17 protein-coding genes are annotated in these 16752 nt (G+C 66.2%); 4 read left to right on the top strand and 13 right to left on the bottom strand.

The window, feature by feature from the left end:
* Positions 1–53: 53 nt before the first annotated feature.
* The 10 genes from ltaE to ACLB1G_RS20860 form a co-directional block, all read right to left on the bottom strand.
* On the bottom strand, positions 54–1067 hold the full coding sequence (ltaE, locus tag ACLB1G_RS20905; RefSeq protein ID WP_491629166.1) for a low-specificity L-threonine aldolase: 1014 nt from the start codon (positions 1065–1067) through the stop codon (positions 54–56).
* On the bottom strand, positions 1064–1963 hold the full coding sequence (locus tag ACLB1G_RS20900) for a class I SAM-dependent methyltransferase (protein ID WP_491629165.1): 900 nt from the start codon (positions 1961–1963) through the stop codon (positions 1064–1066). Before ACLB1G_RS20900 ends, ltaE begins: the two co-directional genes overlap by 4 nt.
* A 1-nt stretch (position 1964) precedes the next feature.
* Positions 1965–2306, bottom strand: a complete 342-nt coding sequence (fdx, locus tag ACLB1G_RS20895) for an ISC system 2Fe-2S type ferredoxin (RefSeq protein ID WP_491629164.1) — start codon at positions 2304–2306, stop codon at positions 1965–1967.
* Positions 2307–2428: 122 nt separating this feature from the next.
* A complete protein-coding gene (hscA, locus tag ACLB1G_RS20890) occupies positions 2429–4309 on the bottom strand; it encodes a Fe-S protein assembly chaperone HscA (RefSeq protein ID WP_491629163.1) in 1881 nt (626 codons plus the stop codon).
* Positions 4310–4385: 76 nt separating this feature from the next.
* Positions 4386–4901 (bottom strand): Fe-S protein assembly co-chaperone HscB, encoded by a 516-nt coding sequence (gene hscB, locus ACLB1G_RS20885; protein ID WP_491629162.1) that lies wholly within the window; start codon positions 4899–4901, stop codon positions 4386–4388.
* 5 nt (positions 4902–4906) lie between these two features.
* Complete coding sequence (gene iscA, locus ACLB1G_RS20880) at positions 4907–5230, bottom strand: iron-sulfur cluster assembly protein IscA (protein ID WP_491629161.1); 324 nt, start codon at positions 5228–5230, stop codon at positions 4907–4909.
* A gap of 92 nt (positions 5231–5322) precedes the next feature.
* Positions 5323–5712, bottom strand: coding sequence for a Fe-S cluster assembly scaffold IscU (iscU, locus tag ACLB1G_RS20875; protein WP_491629160.1), 390 nt, complete (start codon positions 5710–5712; stop codon positions 5323–5325).
* 31 nt (positions 5713–5743) lie between these two features.
* Positions 5744–7009 (bottom strand): IscS subfamily cysteine desulfurase, encoded by a 1266-nt coding sequence (locus ACLB1G_RS20870; protein WP_491629159.1) that lies wholly within the window; start codon positions 7007–7009, stop codon positions 5744–5746.
* Positions 7010–7033: 24 nt separating this feature from the next.
* Positions 7034–7513: a Fe-S cluster assembly transcriptional regulator IscR gene (gene iscR, locus ACLB1G_RS20865; protein WP_491629158.1), complete on the bottom strand. Its 480-nt coding sequence runs from the start codon at positions 7511–7513 to the stop codon at positions 7034–7036.
* A 140-nt stretch (positions 7514–7653) separates the two neighbouring features.
* Entirely contained in the window at positions 7654–8442 is a 789-nt protein-coding gene (locus tag ACLB1G_RS20860) for a uracil-DNA glycosylase family protein (protein ID WP_491629157.1), read from the bottom strand.
* A 142-nt stretch (positions 8443–8584) separates the two neighbouring features.
* Between ACLB1G_RS20860 and ACLB1G_RS20855 the strand changes: the two genes are divergently transcribed.
* The gene (locus ACLB1G_RS20855; RefSeq protein WP_491629156.1) at positions 8585–10234 is read left to right on the top strand and encodes a M28 family metallopeptidase; all 1650 of its coding nucleotides are present in this window, start codon (positions 8585–8587) and stop codon (positions 10232–10234) included.
* A 1-nt stretch (position 10235) separates the two neighbouring features.
* Here ACLB1G_RS20855 and ACLB1G_RS20850 read toward each other — a convergent pair whose 3' ends face one another.
* A complete protein-coding gene (locus tag ACLB1G_RS20850) occupies positions 10236–11582 on the bottom strand; it encodes a glucoamylase family protein (RefSeq protein WP_491629155.1) in 1347 nt (448 codons plus the stop codon).
* Between the two features lie 159 nt (positions 11583–11741).
* Here ACLB1G_RS20850 and ACLB1G_RS20845 point away from each other — a divergent pair, with 159 nt between their 5' ends.
* Positions 11742–13424: a diguanylate cyclase gene (locus ACLB1G_RS20845; RefSeq protein ID WP_491629154.1), complete on the top strand. Its 1683-nt coding sequence runs from the start codon at positions 11742–11744 to the stop codon at positions 13422–13424.
* Between the two features lie 16 nt (positions 13425–13440).
* On the opposite strand, the gene maiA is transcribed toward ACLB1G_RS20845, so the two are convergent.
* Positions 13441–14085 (bottom strand): maleylacetoacetate isomerase, encoded by a 645-nt coding sequence (gene maiA / locus ACLB1G_RS20840; RefSeq protein WP_491629153.1) that lies wholly within the window; start codon positions 14083–14085, stop codon positions 13441–13443.
* 1 nt (position 14086) lies between these two features.
* The gene (locus tag ACLB1G_RS20835; RefSeq protein WP_491629152.1) at positions 14087–15109 is read right to left on the bottom strand and encodes a fumarylacetoacetate hydrolase family protein; all 1023 of its coding nucleotides are present in this window, start codon (positions 15107–15109) and stop codon (positions 14087–14089) included.
* Between the two features lie 89 nt (positions 15110–15198).
* Here ACLB1G_RS20835 and ACLB1G_RS20830 point away from each other — a divergent pair, with 89 nt between their 5' ends.
* On the top strand, positions 15199–16092 hold the full coding sequence (locus ACLB1G_RS20830; protein ID WP_491629151.1) for a LysR family transcriptional regulator: 894 nt from the start codon (positions 15199–15201) through the stop codon (positions 16090–16092).
* A gap of 8 nt (positions 16093–16100) precedes the next feature.
* Positions 16101–16667, top strand: a complete 567-nt coding sequence (locus ACLB1G_RS20825) for a gamma-glutamylcyclotransferase (RefSeq protein WP_491629150.1) — start codon at positions 16101–16103, stop codon at positions 16665–16667.
* Positions 16668–16752 lie beyond the last annotated feature (85 nt).

Here is a 16752-nt window from a genome sequence, read left to right as displayed (position 1 = left end):
CCGCGCCGCATCGGCGGCCGGCATGCAAGCGGCAGCCTGGCGAGCGGGGGGCCTTAGCGGAAGAAGTGGCGGAATACGGCGGCGGCGCGCTCCAGCTCCGCACGCGGCGCATCCATGTGGGTGACGATGCGCAAACGCGGCCCCATGGACACCCGCACCCGTTCGGCCAGCAGCGCCTCGTTGAGCGCGGCGCAGCGTTCGGCCGGCAGGTCCACGTAGAAGATATTGGTCTGCGGCGTACTGACCTTCAGCCCATCGATGCCCGCCAGTTCGGACGCCAGCCAGGCCGCGTTATCGTGATCCTCCGCCAGCCGCGCCACATTGTGCTGCAGCGCGTACAGGCCGCCGGCCGCGATCACGCCGGCCTGGCGCATGCCGCCGCCCAGCATCTTGCGCCAGCGCGCCGCTTCCTTGATCAGTGCGCGGCTGCCGCACAGCACCGAGCCCACCGGCGCGCCCAGGCCCTTGGACAGGCAGACCGACACGCTGTCGAAGCCCGCCACCGCCTCGCGCAGGGAGACGCCCTGCCGGACGGCCGCATTGCAGATGCGCGCCCCGTCCAGGTGGGTGGCCAGGCCGCGCGCATGGGCCAGCGACGTGGCCGCGCGCACGTATTCAACCGGCAGCACGCGCCCGCCTATGGTGTTTTCCAGCGCCAGCAAGCGGGTGCGGGCGAAGTGGAAATCGTCGGGTTTGATCTGCGCTTCGATATCGGCCAGCGCCAGGCTGCCGTCGGCCTGGTTGGCGATGGGCTGCGGCTGTATGCTGCCCAGCACGGCCGCGCCGCCGCCCTCGTAGCGGTAGGTGTGGGCTTCCTGGCCCACCAGGTATTCATCGCCGCGCCCGCAGTGGGCCAGCAGCGCCAGCAGGTTGCTCTGGGTGCCGGACGGCGCGTACAGGGCCGCCTCATGGCCGAACAAATCGGCCGCGTACTCTTGCAGCGCGTTGACGGTGGGGTCGTCGCCATACACGTCGTCGCCGACGTCGGCCGCGTTCATGGCCTCGCGCATGGCCGCGCTGGGGCAGGTGACGGTGTCGCTGCGCAGGTCCAGCCAGTGGTCCATCATGCCTCCGCGTAGAAGCGTTTGTCCATTTCCCGCAGGCCCACCGTGTCCAGCACTTCCTTCAGGCGCTCGGCCGGACGGCGGCGCGGCAGGTTTTTATACGTCGCGATGATCAGCTCATTCTTCATCGAGTGCTCCCAGCCCACCAGCTCCGTCACCGTAACCTGGTAGCCGTGCGCCTCCAGTTGCAGGCAGCGCAGCACGTTGGTGATCTGGCTGCCGAATTCGCGCGTGTGGATGGGATGGCGCCAGATTTCCGTCAGCGCGCTCTTGCCCAGGTCCTGGCCCTTGTTCTTGCGCAGCACGGAGGCCACCTCTGCCTGGCAGCACGGCACCAGCACGATGTGCTTGGCCTTTTTCTTCAGCGCGAAATCGATGGCGTCGTCGGTGGCCGTGTTACAGGCGTGCAGCGCGGTGACGATGTCGACCTGCTCCGGCAGCAGGGTCGAGGAAGTCGATTCCGCCACCGACAGCGGCAAGAAGGACATGCCGGGGAAATCGAACTTGCGGGCCAGCTCCTGCGAACGGGCCACCAGTTCCTCGCGCGTCTCGATGCCGTAGATGTGCGAACCATCCTGCAGCGCCTTGAAGAACAGGTCGTAGATGATGAAACCCAGGTAGGACTTGCCGGCGCCGTGGTCCACCAGCGACACGCCGCCCTTGTGCTCCTGCACGTCCTTGAGCAGGGGCTCGATGAACTGGTACAGGTGGTAGACCTGCTTGAGCTTGCGGCGGCTGTCCTGGTTCAGTTTGCCGTCGCGGGTCAGGATGTGCAATTCCTGCAGCAGCGCCACCGACTGCCCGTCGCGGATCTCCGGCAGGGTGGCGGCCGAGGTGGTGGCGCCGATGGACGCCGCCGGTGCGGCTTTGGCGGCCTTGGCTGCCTTGTTCTGCTTCATGTCAGTGGCCGCCTTCGCTGGCGTGGTTGATGGTGTATTTGGGGATCTCGATCACCAGGTCCTCGTCCGCCACCACGGCCTGGCAGGACAGGCGCGACACCGCTTCCAGGCCCCAGGCCTTATCCAGCAAGTCTTCCTCGGTTTCGCTGGCTTCGTTCAGGGAATCGAAACCCTCGCGCACCAGCACGTGGCAGGTGGTGCAGGCGCACGATTTCTCGCAGGCGTGCTCGATGTGGATGTCGTTGTCCAGCATGATGTCGCACAAGGTCTTGCCGGCGGGGGCATCGACCACGGCGCCGTCTGGGCACAGCTTGGCGTGGGGCAGGAATACGATTTGTGGCACTTGTTACCTCTTTCAAGTTCTGCCCCCGGCGTCGCTCGCGCGCACGCGGGAGCCCATAGGGAGCGAATTCTGATGCTCAGCATGGGCTCCCGCCTGCGCGGGAGCGACGCTGCGCGGTTTATTTACGCGACCTGGTCCAGCGACTTGCCGGCCAGGGCGCTGCGCACGCTGCGGTCCATGCGGCGCGATGCGAATTCCTCGGTGCCGTGTGCCAGCGCCTCGACGGCCGCTTTCACGGCGCGGTGGTCCACCTTGCCCTCGGCCGACTGGGCGAGGATGCCGCGGGTGTGAGCCATCAGCGCATCGACGGCGGCGCGCTCGTCGGCCGACAGCAGGGCCGCATCCTCGTCCAGCGCGGCCTGGGTGGCCAGCAGGATGCGCTCGGCTTCGACCTGTTCCTCGCGCAGTGCGCGCGCCACCATGTCGCCTTCGGCCGACTTGTAGGAATCCTGCAGCATGCGCGCCACGTCGTCGTCGCCCAGGCCGTACGAAGGCTTGACGCTGATGGACGCTTCCACGCCCGAGCGCAGCTCGCGCGCCGACACCGACAGCAAGCCGTCCGCATCCACCTGGTAGGTGATGCGGATGCGCGCCGCCCCGGCCGCCATGGGCGGGATGCCGCGCAGCTCAAAGCGCGCCAGCGAGCGGCAATCGCTCACCAGCTCGCGCTCGCCCTGCAGCACGTGCACCGCCAGCGCGGTCTGGCCATCCTTGAAGGTGGTGAATTCCTGGGCCCGCGCACACGGGATGGTGGAATTGCGCGGGATGATCTTCTCGACCAGTCCGCCCATGGTTTCTATGCCCAGCGACAGCGGGATCACGTCCAGCAGCAGCCAGTCGTCGCCCGGCGCGCGGTTGCCCGCCAGCAGGTTGGCCTGTATGGCCGCGCCCAGCGCCACCACCTTGTCCGGATCGATGTTGGCATGCGGGATGGTGTGGAAGAACTCGCCCACGGCGCGCTGCACGTGCGGCATGCGGGTGGCGCCGCCCACCATGACCACGCCGTCCACGTCGTCGGCGTCGATGTTGGCGTCGCGCAGGGCCTTCCTGACCGCGTTCATGGTCTTGGCGATCAGGTGTTTGGTGATCTCATGGAAGGTCTCGGCCGTGATGCGCAGGTGGACTTCCTCGCCCGATTTCAGGATGGCGTCGACCATCACTTCGGACTTGGTGGACAGCAGTTCCTTGGCCTCGCGCGCCTTCACCATCAGGGTGGCCGTGTCCACGTCGGACAGCGGCTGCAAGCGCTCTTCCTGGTGGATATGGCAGAACAGGCGGTGGTCGAAGTCGTCGCCGCCCAGGGCCGAATCGCCGCCGGTGGACAGCACCTCGAACACGCCCTTGCTCAGCTTGAGGATGGAAATGTCGAAGGTGCCGCCGCCCAGGTCGTACACGGCGTACACGCCTTCCGAACCATTATCCAGGCCGTAGGCGATGGCGGCGGCGGTCGGCTCGCTCAAGAGGCGCAGTACATTCAGGCCGGCCAGCTGGGCCGCGTCCTTGGTGGCCTGGCGCTGGGCGTCGTCGAAATAGGCCGGCACCGTGATCACTGCGCCCACCAGGTCGTCGCCCAGCGAGTCCTCGGCGCGCTGGCGCAGCGTGGCCAGGATCTGGGCCGAGGTTTCGACCGGGCTTTTCACGCCGGCGATGGTTTTCAGCTGCACCATGCCGGGGCCGTCCACGAAGTCATACGGCAGGTTTTCCGCGTAGGCGATGTCCTTCAGCCCGCGTCCCATGAAGCGCTTGACCGACACGATGGTGTTCTTGGGATCGGTGGTTTGCGCGGCCTGGGCCTTGTAGCCGATGTGGGCGTGGCCATTGGGCAGGTAGCGCACCACGGACGGCAGCAGCGGGCGGCCTTCCTCGTCGTTCAGCACTTCGGGGATGCTGTTGCGCACGGTGGCGACCAGGGAATTGGTGGTGCCCAGGTCGATGCCCACCGCCAGCCGGTGCTGGTGCGGCGCGGTCGACATGCCGGGTTCGGAAATTTGCAGAAGTGCCATGGGGTGTAAGCTGATGTCTAAGCTGAGGTCTAAGCTGTATTCTTGTCAGGGGCGCCGCCCGGCGGGCGGCGGGCGATCAGGCTTCGATCGCTTCGAAGGCGAAACGGACTTCCTCGCCGAATTTTTCCAGGAACATCAGGGCGCGCACGCCCTGGGCGGCGGCCGCGTAGTCGCCGGCGTCCAGCTGCTGCTCGATGTCCAGCAAGCGGCCCTTGCGTTCCAGGCGCAAATCGCGGTCCAGCTTGTCCAGCGCATCCGCATCCCTGGCGGCGCGGGCCTCGCCCAGCGCCTCGCGCCACTCCATCTGCTGCATCAGGAAAGCCATCGGCATGGCCGTGTTGGACTCGGTCTGCAAGTCCACTCCATGCAGCTCGCACAGGTACTGGGCGCGCTTCTGCGGATTCTTCAGGGTCTGGTAGGCTTCGTTGGCGCGCGTGGCCCACTGCATGGCGACGCGCTTTTCGGCGTCCGTGGCGCTGACGAACTTGTCCGGATGGACGCGACTCTGCACGTCGCGGTAGGCGCTGTCCAGCGCGGCGCTGTCGACGGCAAAACGCTGCGGCAGGTTGAACAACTCAAAGTGATTTTGCATGGCGCTCAGATGCGGAAGCTCTCGCCGCAGCCACACGCATCTTTCTCGTTCGGGTTGTTGAATTTGAAGCCTTCGTTCAAGCCTTCGCGCGCGAAGTCCAGTTCGGTGCCGTCGATATAGGGCAGGCTTTTCGGATCGACAAAGACTTTCACGCCGTGCGATTCGAACACGCTGTCCTCGTCGGCCACCTCGTCCACGTATTCCAGCTTGTAGGCCAGGCCCGAGCAGCCGGTGGTGCGCACGCCGAACCGCAGGCCGATGCCCTTGCCGCGGCGCTCGATGTAGCGGTTGATGTGCTTTGCTGCTTTTTCGGTCAGGGTAATTGCCATTTGCTTCTCCGTGTCGTTCCCGCGCGAGCGGGAACCTATGCTGAGTATCATGATCAGCTCAGTATGGGCTCCCGCTCGCGCGGGAGCGACCGTCACGCTGCTACGGGGTGCTTCGCCTTGTAATCCTCGACGGCGGCCTTGATCGCGTCTTCGGCCAGGATCGAGCAGTGGATTTTGACGGGCGGCAGCGCCAGTTCCTCGGCGATCTGGGTGTTCTTGATGGCCAGCGCCTCGTCCAGCGACTTGCCCTTGACCCATTCCGTCACCAGCGAGCTGGAGGCGATGGCCGAACCGCAGCCATAGGTCTTGAACTTGGCGTCTTCGATCAGGCCGTCCGCGCCGACCTTGATCTGCAGTTTCATCACGTCGCCGCAGGCGGGGGCGCCGACCATGCCGGTGCCTACCGATTCGTCGCCCTTTTCAAAGGCGCCGACGTTGCGGGGGTTTTCGTAGTGGTCCAACACTTTTTCCGAGTAAGCCATTTGGTGCTCCAGTTCTATCTAGTGTATGCGTTTAATGTGCGGCCCATTGGATCGAATTGATGTCGATCCCTTCCTTGAACATGTCCCACAGCGGCGACAGTTCGCGCAGCTTGCCAACCTTGGACTTCATCAGTTCGATGGCGAAGTCGATATCCTTCTCGGTCGTGAAGCGGCCGATGGTGAAACGGATGGAGCTGTGCGCCAGCTCGTCGCTGCGGCCCAGGGCGCGCAGCACGTAGGACGGCTCCAGGCTGGCCGAGGTGCAGGCCGAACCGGACGACACCGCCAGGTCCTTGACCGCCATGATCAGCGACTCGCCCTCGACGTAGTTGAAGCTGACGTTCAGGTTGTGCGGCACGCGGTGCTCCATGTCGCCGTTGATGTAGGTTTCCTCGATTTCCTGCAGGCCGCCCGCCAGGCGGTCGCGCAGCGCCTTGATGCGCTTGATTTCCTCGTCCATCTCGACCTTGGCCAGGCGGAAGGCTTCGCCCATGCCGACGATCTGGTGGGTCGGCAGGGTGCCCGAGCGCAGGCCGCGCTCGTGGCCGCCGCCGTGCATCTGCGCCTCGATGCGCACGCGCGGCTTGCGGCACACGTACAGCGCGCCTATGCCCTTGGGACCGTAGGTCTTGTGGGCGGTGAAGGTCATCAGGTCGACCTTGGTCTTTTGCAGGTCGATTTCGACCTTGCCGGTGGCCTGGGCCGCGTCGCAGTGGAAGATGATGCCTTTCGAGCGGCACAGGGCGCCGATCTCGGCGATGGGCTGGATCACGCCGATCTCGTTATTGACCAGCATGACGGAGACCAGGATGGTGTCCGGACGGATGGCGGCGCTCAGCTGCTCGATGGTGATCAGGCCGTTGTCCTGCGGTTCCAGGTAGGTCGCTTCGAAGCCCTGGCGTTCCAGCTCGCGCACCGTGTCCAGCACCGCCTTGTGCTCGGTCTTCACGGTGATGATGTGCTTGCCCTTGGTCTTGTAGAACTGCGCCGCGCCCTTGATGGCCAGGTTGTTCGACTCGGTGGCGCCGGAAGTCCAGATGATTTCGCGCGGGTCGGCATTGACCAGGGCCGCCACGTGGCCGCGCGCCTCCTCCACCGCCTTCTCGGCGGTCCAGCCGTACATGTGGCTGCGCGAGGCGGGGTTGCCGAACTGCTCGCGCAGGTAGGGGATCATGACGTCGGCCACGCGCGGGTCGATCGGCGTGGTGGCCGAGTAGTCCATGTAGATCGGGAAATGCGGGGCGGTCTTGAACTCGACCGGGGCAACCTGCGCGACGTTTTTTTCTGGGGCGTTCATCCGTTTACTCCGTAATAGATATTTTCAACCGAGCGCCGCGTGGTCGTTGCGATGCATCACAACCACGTTCTGTTCAGCATTCTTCAGCCTTTGTTGATCGACCAGGTCCTGCAGCGACACCGAATCCAGGTAATCGACCATCTTCTCGTTCAGCGTGGCCCACAGTTCGTGGGTCATGCAGCGCGCGCCATTGCTGGCGTCGGCGCCGTGGCAGTTTTCCTTGCCGCCGCACTGGGTGGCGTCCAGGGGTTCATCCACGGCGATGATGATGTCGGCCACCGTTACCTTGTCGGCCCGGCGCGCCAGGCTGTAGCCGCCGCCGGGGCCGCGGATGGATTCCACGATCTCATGGCGGCGCAGCTTGCCGAACAGCTGCTCCAGGTAGGACAGCGAAATTGCCTGGCGTTGGCTGATACCAGACAGCGTGACCGGGCCTTTGCCCTGGCGCAGGGCCAGGTCTATCATGGCGGTCACGGCAAAACGGCCTTTGGTGGTCAGACGCATTCCTACCTCGGTTCAGCTCGGTTAAAATATCGGGTATTCCAACTGATCAAAGCCTGATTAGTTGATCGATTTAGTCAAGTATACCAAACTTTAACGAAGTTTGCCGGGCGGCCCATTGCCGCCTTTATGCCCGCCTCCCCTCATTTCCCCTGCAACTGCAGCAGGCGCATCGGACCGAACAGCGCATGCATATGCTTATTACCAATAAAGCTGATGTTGTAGGGGTGTTCCGCGTTAATCTGCGGGAAAGATTTCATCACAGGCAATTTATTCAGCAGCTCGGCGATCTTGCCCCACAAAATCATGGTGGGCGCCGTGTCGGCCTGCTGCGCCAGGCCCGCCATGACGGTCTCGAAGAAGGGAAGCCAGGCCTTGGCGTCCTTGGCCGGCGCCACGTGCGGGCGGAACACCAGCGAGGCGTTCAGCAGCAAAAAGCCGCGCGCGGTGAGCTGCGCCTGCAGCTGGGCCAGGGTCTGGACCACGCCGCTGCCGTCCCGCCGGGCGCGCGCGGACACGGCCGCCATGGCCTCGCCAGCGGTCTGCTCCACCTGCAGCTGGCCATCGGCCACCAGCAGCATCTTCATGAAGTTGCGCAGCGAAGTGGCCTTGTTGACCGGCTTGGACAGGCCGCCGCCCGCCTCGGACGACCACAGGCTGCCGACCGCGCCGTCCATGAAGCACACCCCGGTGGCGCTTTCCGCGCGCGGATACGGTCCCTCGCCCATCAGCACGTAGCGCACCTGCCCCAGCGGCAGCGCGAAGGCGGCAAACAGGCGCTGCTCCGTGGGTAAATACTGGTCCTGGGCCAGCTCGGCCAGGTAGGCCGGCGACATGGCCTCCAGCCCGCGCAGCAGCAACGGGCGCCAGGAGGCGTCGGCAAGGTCCAGGGCAACAAGGATGGACGCAGGGATGGGCGCGGGGATGGTCATGGCGTTCACTGGTCAGGAAGGAAAAGGCGGAATTGTAGCGCCTGCGGCGCAGCCATCCGAAGAAAGTTTGACGTTCTTTGCCAATACGCCGATACTTTGCCGCGTCCCATTTCGTTTCCATCTAATAAAAAGGAGCTACGCAGTGAAATTTACTATGCTGGTAACCCTGCTCCTGGCCGCCGGTGTGGCCAGTGCGGCCTATACGCCGGTGTTTGACGCCAAGCGGCTGTCGCAGGACGTCAAGGTGCTGTCCTCGGACGAGTTCGAGGGCCGCGGCCCCAACACGGCGGGCGAGACCAAGACCGTGGCCTACCTGGTCGAGCAGTTCAAGGCGGCCGGCCTGCAGCCGGGCGGCGACCTGGTCAACGGCAAGCGCGCCTGGACCCAGGACGTGCCCCTGGGCCGCTTTGAAATCAAGGGCCCCGTCAAGCTCAGCGTCACCGAAGGCAAGCAAAGCCAGGAACTGGCGCAGGGCGAGCAGTTGGCCGTGCGCGCCGCCATGAACGGCGCCAAACATGTGGACTTCAAGAACGCCCCGCTGGTGTTCGTCGGCTACGGCGTCCACGCCCCCGAGCGCAAATGGGACGACTTCAAGGGCCAGGACCTGAAGGGCAAGCTGGCCGTGGTGCTGATCAACGATCCCGACTTCGAAACCGGCAGCGGCGACTTCGGCGGCAAAGCCATGACCTACTACGGCCGCTGGACCTACAAGTACGAGGAAATGGCGCGCCGCGGCGCCCTCGGCACCCTGATCGTGCACGAGACCGCGCCCGCCTCCTACGGCTGGGCCACGGTGAAGAATTCCAACACCAACGTCATGTACGACATCGTGCGCAAGGAGCCGGGCAAGGCGCACGCGCCGGTGGAAGCGTGGGTGCAGCGCGACGTGGCGGCGGCCTGGTTCCAGCATGCCGGCCTGGATTTCGAGGCCCTGAAGAAGCAGGCCCAGACCCGCGACTTCAAGCCGGTGGAACTGAAAGGTGTGACCCTGTCGGGCAGCTACGCCGTCGATGCGCAGGTGATCAAGTCCAAGAACGTGGTGGCGATCCGCAGCGGCAGCGAGCATCCCAACGAGACGGTGCTGTACAGCGCCCACTGGGACCACCTGGGCGTGGGCCTGCCGGACGCCAGGGGCGACAAGATCTACAACGGCGCGGTCGACAACGGCACCGGCCTGGCCGCCCTGCTGGAACTGGCGCGCGCCTATGGCAAGGCGCCGGCGCCCAAGCGCAGCGTGGTGTTCCTGGCCGTCACGGCCGAGGAAAAGGGCTTGCTCGGCTCCGAGTACTACGCGGCCAACCCGCTCTACCCGCTGGCCACCACGGTGGCCAACATCAACATGGACGCCCTGGACCCGCACGGCCCGGCGCGCAACTTCACCATCTCCGGCAGCGCCAAGCTGGAGCTGCTGGACCAGCTGGTCGCCACCGCCAAGAAGTGGAACCTGAGCTACGCGCCCGATCCGAAACCGGAAGCCGGCCACTTCTTCCGCTCCGACCACTTCCCCATGGCCAAGCGCGGCGTGCCCGCCATCTCCTTCGGCTCCGGCGAGGACTGGGAACAAGGCGGCGTGGCGGCCGGCAAGAAGGCCGAGGACGACTACGTGAACAACAACTACCACCAGCCGTCCGACGAATGGAAGGCCGACTGGCCGTTCACCGGCATGGCGCGCGACCTGCAGCTGCTGTACACGCTGGGGCATGACCTGGCCGAGTCGCGCGCCTGGCCGAACTGGGCCCAGGACGCGGAATTCCGCACCATCCGCGACCAGAGCGCGGCGCAGCGCAAGTAAGCTAGCGTTCCCCTTGCCGTGGCGGTTCGGCGTCCAGCCAGCCGCCACGGAATCCCGCCCGCAGCAAGCCTTCCCGCAGATAGGCGCAGCCCCGCATCAGCTTCCAGGGGCGGTCGTGCAGGTAATTTTCCACCATGATGATGGTCGGTCCCTCGTTGATGCCGAAGTGATAGGGCGAGACCCAGCGGGTGCCGTCGTTGTGCCGGTAGACGGTGGAAAACGAGGCCTTGAAACCCTTGGTATCGGCCTCGCACAAGGGCAGGCCGTGGTAGTGGCGTATGCTGGGCAGCACGATCTCCGGGGCGAACGGCAGCGAGGCCGCCACCGCCCACGGCGCCAGGGTGCCGTCGTCCGGACCGTAGGGCGCGGCACGCGCCACGTAGTCGTAGAACCGGCGCTGCACGCCATCGATGCGGCGGCAGGCCGGCCCCGGACCGTCGCTGGCCGTGATGCCCCAGCATAGTTCGCCGTACTCCGGAAAGCCGAGCGGATTGCTGATCGCATACTGGCGCTGCACATGGGTGGCGCGGCGGCTGTTCTCGAAATAATCGAGGCCGTGGTCGCGCATGAAATCGTCGCGGATGCCGCGCAGGTCCAGCCACAGGTGCGACATCTGGTGGATGAATAGCGGCCCGGCGTACAGATAGTCGATGCCGTACACGCTTTTCCACTCGTAAGTGCGGGACCAGGCGTCGTAGCTGGCGCGCGGGATGGGGTAAGTGGGCGAGGCCAGCGCCAGCACGTACAGGATCAGGGCTTCATCGTAGCCTTCCCAGTGCCAGCGCAGGAAACCCTTCCTGGGCCCCCAGCCGTGGCTTAGCGTGCCCTTGCGCGTCAGCATCCACTGCCAGTCCACGCGGCGGTACAGCTGGTCGGCCAGGGTGCGGATCTCGGCTTCCTCCGGGGTGTTGGCCTGGAAGTATTCGGCCGCCGTCAGCATGCCGGCGACCAGCAGCGCCGTGTCTATGCTGGACAGTTCGCAGTTCCACACCCGCTGGCCGCTGTCCATGTCGATGAAGTGATAATAAAAGCCCTTGTAGCCGGTGGCCCTGGGCGACTCGCTTTGCTCGCTGCGGGCGAAGAAGCGCAGCACGGTCAGGGTGCGCAGCACCGCCTCGGCGCGCGCCATGAAACCGCGCTCGACGCCGATCGGATACACGGTGAGCGCCATGCCGACGGCGGCAATGCTGGCCGGCCAGCCAGGCGCGGTCTTGTCGCGCACCAGGCCGTTTGCCGGGTTGGTTTCGGTGACAAAGTAGTCGAACGAGTCCCGCTGCAGCTGCTGCAGCATGTCCAGGGTGGCGGCATCCAGGGTGGCGGCGGAACAGTTCGGAGGCAGGGTGGTCATGGGCTATATGCGGGCATACATCACTGATGCGCCAGCTTGTCACAGCCGCCCGGCCGCCTGTGTGGCACAGCCCACAGAAACGATGCGCCGGGACCACAGATGGCGGCGGCCCGGCGTGCTAGACTTTCTTCATTGCAAATTATTATTGCGAGCCGCGCCATGTGGGTCCCGTTCCAGCGACTGTCCCGCCGTCTCCCGCAGCTGTGCTGCCTGCTGTTGCTGCTGGCCGGGTTCAGCGCCCAGGCCGGGCAGCAGCGCAAGGTGCTGGTGCTGTATTCGCTGGGGTCGGACGCGGTCTCGGTGTGGCAGGCCATGGTGCGCAAGGGGCTGGACGCGGAACTGGCCGGGCAGGACGGCATGGCGGACGTCGCCGTCTACGAGGAGCGGCTCGATGCTATCCGGGTCGGCGAACAGCGCTCCATGGACGCCATGGAGCCCTACCTGCGCATCAAGTATGCCGAGACCCGATTCGACACGGTCATCACGGAAAACTATACGGCGGCGCACTTCCTGAGCGAGCGCCCCGGCTTGTTCCCCGGCGCCGCACGCCACTACCTGAACCACGGCCGGCCCGGCTGGCGACCCGCCGACGGGATGGGATACGACGTGCCGACCGGCCTGTCGCAATCCTTGGCCGTCATTCCGCGCGTGATGCCGGGGGTGCGCCACATCGTGGTGGTGGGCGACCGCAGCCCCCGCGTGCAGGAATGGATCGCCAGCATACGGGCCGCGTCCACGCCCTACCGCGAACGGATACAGTTCGAATACTGGGACAATCTCAGCTTCGAGGAACTGTACCACCAGAGCGGGCTGTTGGGCGAAGGCACGGCCGTGCTGCTGCTGGCCGGCTATTATGACCGCAACGGCGCGCGCAGCCGGCCGGTGGACATCGCGCGCCGTATGGCGGCCGTCTCGCACGTGCCGGTGTTCACCAATGTGGAATCCTCGATACAGGGCGGCGTGGTGGGCGGCTATGTGACCGGCGGGGTGGCCATGGGCCATGCGCTCGGCCGGCTGCTGCTGGGACGCCAGCCCGATATCGCCGCCATACCGCACTACGTTTTCGACCACGCGGCGTTCCAGCGCCACGGCCTGCGCGAGCTGGACGAGCCGGTGGCCTGGCTGGGCCAGCCGCGCAGCATCGTGCGCCAGCACCTGTGGGAAATCGTGCTCGGGGCGCCGCTGATCCTGGCCGAGGCGGCCCTGATCGTGGCGCTGGTGCGGGCCCTGCGCGGCCGGCGCCAGACCACGCTGGCGCTGCAGGCCGAGCGCAGCCAGCTGGAGCTGCACGTGCTGGAGCGCACGCGCGAGCTGCAGGCGGCCAACGACAAGCTGGAATTGCTGGCCACCACCGATCCGCTGACGGGCATCGGCAACCGGCGCCGCATGACGGAGCAGATCAACCAGGAACTGGTGCGCAGCCGGCGTAGCCTGCACACGCTGGCGCTGCTGATGGTGGACATCGACCACTTCAAGCGCATCAACGACCGCTACGGCCACGAATCAGGCGACCGCGCCATCGTGGCGGTGGCGCAGGCGCTGGCGGGCGGGGTGCGCGGCGCCGACATGGCATCGCGCTTCGGCGGCGAGGAATTCGTGCTGCTGATGCCGGACACCGACCTGGAAGTGGCGCGCCAGGCCGCTGAACGCCTGCGCATGGAGGTGGCAGCGCTACGCATTGCCGGCGACAAGGGCGAAGTCATCCAGCTCACCATCAGCATCGGGGTGGCGGCCTCCAATCCCAGCGGCCCGCCGGACACCGCCTCCTCGCTGCTGAACCGCGCCGACCAGGCGCTGTACCGCGCCAAGGAGCTGGGCCGCGACCGCGTGGTCTGCGCCTGAAATCAAAGGCGCGGTGTTATTCGCTGTCGGGCTGGCGCGCGGGGTGGGCCAGCTGAAAGGCTTCCAGCGTGGCGCAGGCGTCGTGGATGCGCAGCACGGTCGGGTATGGCGCCAGGCCGACCTGGAAGCGCTGGGCGGCGAATACTTGCGGCACCAGGCAACAGTCGGCCAGCGTTGGTGTGTCGCCATGGCAGTAGCGGCCGGTGCGGCTGTCCTCCGCCAGCTTGCGTTCCAGGATGGCAAGGCCGGTGCCCAGCCAGTGCTGCTGCCATGCCAGCTTGGCCTGCTCGCTTTGGCCCAAGGGGCCGGTGATGTATTTCAGCACTCGCAAATTGCCCAGCGGGTGGGTGTCGGCCGCGATGTCCAGCGCCAGCGCGCGCACCCGGGCGCGGCCCAGGGCGTCCTGCGGCAGCAGGGGAATCAGTGGATGCACCTCGTCCAGGTATTCCATGATGGCCAGCGATTGCGTCACGATCTCGCCGCCATCGTCCAGGGCCGGCACCAACGCGCTGGGATTGATGGCGCGGTAGCCCTCGGACAGCTGCTCGCCGCCGTTGCGCAGCAGGTGCACGGGGATGGCGTCGTAGGCCAGGCCCTTGAGGTTGAGGGCGATGCGCACCCGGTAGGCCGCCGAGCTGCGGAAGTAGGTGTAGAGCTTCATCTCAGCCCCGCTGCGGGTAGCGCGCCACGCTTTGTTCGATGGCGCCGAAGATGCTGGCGCCCTGCCCGTCCCGCATCTCGATGCGCACCGAGTCGCCGAACTTGAGGAAGGGCGTGGCCGGCTTGCCGCCTTCGATGGTCTCGTACATGCGCAATTCGGCCAGGCAGCAGTAGCCTACCCCGCCGTTTGCTATGCTGGAGCCGTGCAGGCCGCCCTGCTTGTTGGACACCGTGCCCGAACCGATGATGGTGCCGGCCGCCAGTTCGCGCGTGTGGGCCGCATGCGCCACCAGCTGGGCGAAGCTGAAGGTCATGTCCTCGCCCGCGTTGGGCCGGCCGAACGGACGTCCATTGAGCTGCACCAGCAGCGGCAGGTGCAGCTTGCTGTCCCTCCAGTGCTCGCCCAGTTCGTCCGGCGTCACCGCCACCGGCGAGAACGCGCTGGCGGGCTTGGACTGGAAGAAGCCGAAGCCCTTGGCCAGCTCGTTGGGGATCAGGTTGCGCAGCGAGACGTCGTTGACCAGCATGACCAGGCGGATGGCCCGCGCCGCATCGTCCACGCTGGCGCCCATGGGCACGTCGCCGGTGATCACCGCCACCTCGGCTTCCAGGTCTATGCCCCAGTCCTCGCTGAGGGCATGGATGGGATCGCGCGGGCCCACGAAACTGTCCGAGCCGCCCTGGTACATCAGCGGATCGGTGTAGAACGAGGCCGGCACCTCGGCGTTGCGGGCCCTGCGCACCAGCTCTACGTGGTTGATATAAGCCGAGCCGTCCGCCCACTGATAGGCGCGCGGCAGGGGCGAATGGCAGTCTTCCTGGCGCAGCGGCTGGGCGCCGCCGGCCTGGCCCGCATTCAGCACGGCATAGGCCTGGCGCAGCTGCGGCGCGGTATCGTCCCAGCGGTCCAGCGCCTGTTGCAGGGTGGCGGCAATGTGCGGCACCGCCAGGCAGGTTTGCAGGTCGCGGCTGACGACCACCAGGCGGCCATCGCGGCTGCCGTCCTTGAGTGTGGCGAGTTTCATGGGCTGTCTCCAGATGATATTGCGCTACCTTAGGGCAGATTCAGATATCATACAAACGATATTTTTCACATCACTTATCGATTTTTCTTATGAATCCCAGCTTGCGCCAGATGCGCGCCCTGGTGGCCATCGCCCGCACCGGCAGCTTCACCCTGGCCGCCGAACATTTATCGCTGACCCAGTCCGCCTTGAGCGGCCAGATCAAGGAACTGGAACAGCTGCTGGGCGTGCGGGTGGTCGAGCGTACCACGCGCAAGACCCAGCTGTCGGAGCTGGGGCGCGAACTGTATCCGCTGTTCGACAAGATGCTGCAGGACCTGGACGGCATGATGGCCGACATCGCCAGCCGCAAGGCCCTGAAGAAGGGCATGGTGCGGGTGGCGGCGCCGCAGATGCTGGCCTGCACCCTGCTGCCACGGGCGATTGCGGCTTACCGCGAGGCCCAGCCGGAGATCCAGGTGCGGCTGGTGGACTGCCCGGTGGAACAGGTCGGCGCCCGCATCTTCAGCGGCGAGGTGGATTTCGGCATCGGTCCCGAGCGCGACGGCACGGTGGAGATAGAGACCGAGCCGCTGTTCGAGATGCCGTTTGCCGTGGTCCATCCGCCCGGCCATGCGCTGGAGCGGCTCGAGCGCGTGGCCTGGGCCGACCTCGCCGCCCATCCGCTGATCGCGCTGCAGGGACAGTTCACGGAGCGCCTGCTGCGCGACATGGACGCCGCCCTGCGCGAACAGTCGCTGGCGCCGCACCACGAGGTGACCTTCATGACCACGGCCCTGGCCATGGCCAGCGCGGGGCTGGGCATCACGGTGTGCCTGCCTTATGCCGCCCCCATGGTGGAACTGTACGGCCTGCGCATGCGCCTGCTGGAGGAGCCGCGCCTGACGCGGCGCTTCTTCATCCATACAAGGGAAGGCAGGCAGCCGAGTCCTGCCGCAGCCAGTTTCGCAGCCTTCCTGCACCAGTTCGTGGCGGGCATATAATGGCGCCCATGAGCGCCGACACCATCGCCACCAACCGCATGATGAACCAGTTCGACAGCCATGACAGCGTGTGGCTGTTTGGCTACGGTTCGCTGATCTACAAGGCCGACTTCCCCTATCTGGAGCGGCGCCCGGCCAGCATCACGGGCTGGGTCCGGCGTTTCTGGCAGGGCTCGCACGACCATCGCGGCACGCCGGAAGCGCCCGGTCGGGTGGTGACCCTGGTGGCGCAGCCGGGTGCGGTCTGCCACGGCATGGCTTACCTGATCACGCCGCACGTGTTCGAGCACCTGGACCACCGCGAGAAAAACGGCTACCTGCGCCTGGCCATCGATATGGCCTTAGCCGGTGGCGGCAGCGCCCGGGGCCTGGTGTACATCGCCACCGAGGACAACACGGCCTTCCTGGGTGAGGCGTCCGAGCTGGACATCGCGCGCCACATCGCCCGCTCGGCCGGCCCCAGCGGCCCCAACAGCGATTACCTGAACCACCTGGCGGCTGCCCTGCGCGACATGGGCCGCGAGGATGCGCATGTGTTTGCCATCGAGGCGCATTTGGCGCGGTTGCAGGGATGAGGCTAACCTCCACACATAGCTGGATGTCAGTGACGATGGCCGATGCGTGCTGGCCCAGCCGTCAAGCCGTTCCAAAGCCATCGCC

It is taken from the genome of Duganella kummerowiae (assembly GCF_053572355.1).
The sequence above is the reverse complement of the archived record's forward strand: the minus strand, read 5'-3'. Positions and strand labels throughout refer to the sequence as shown.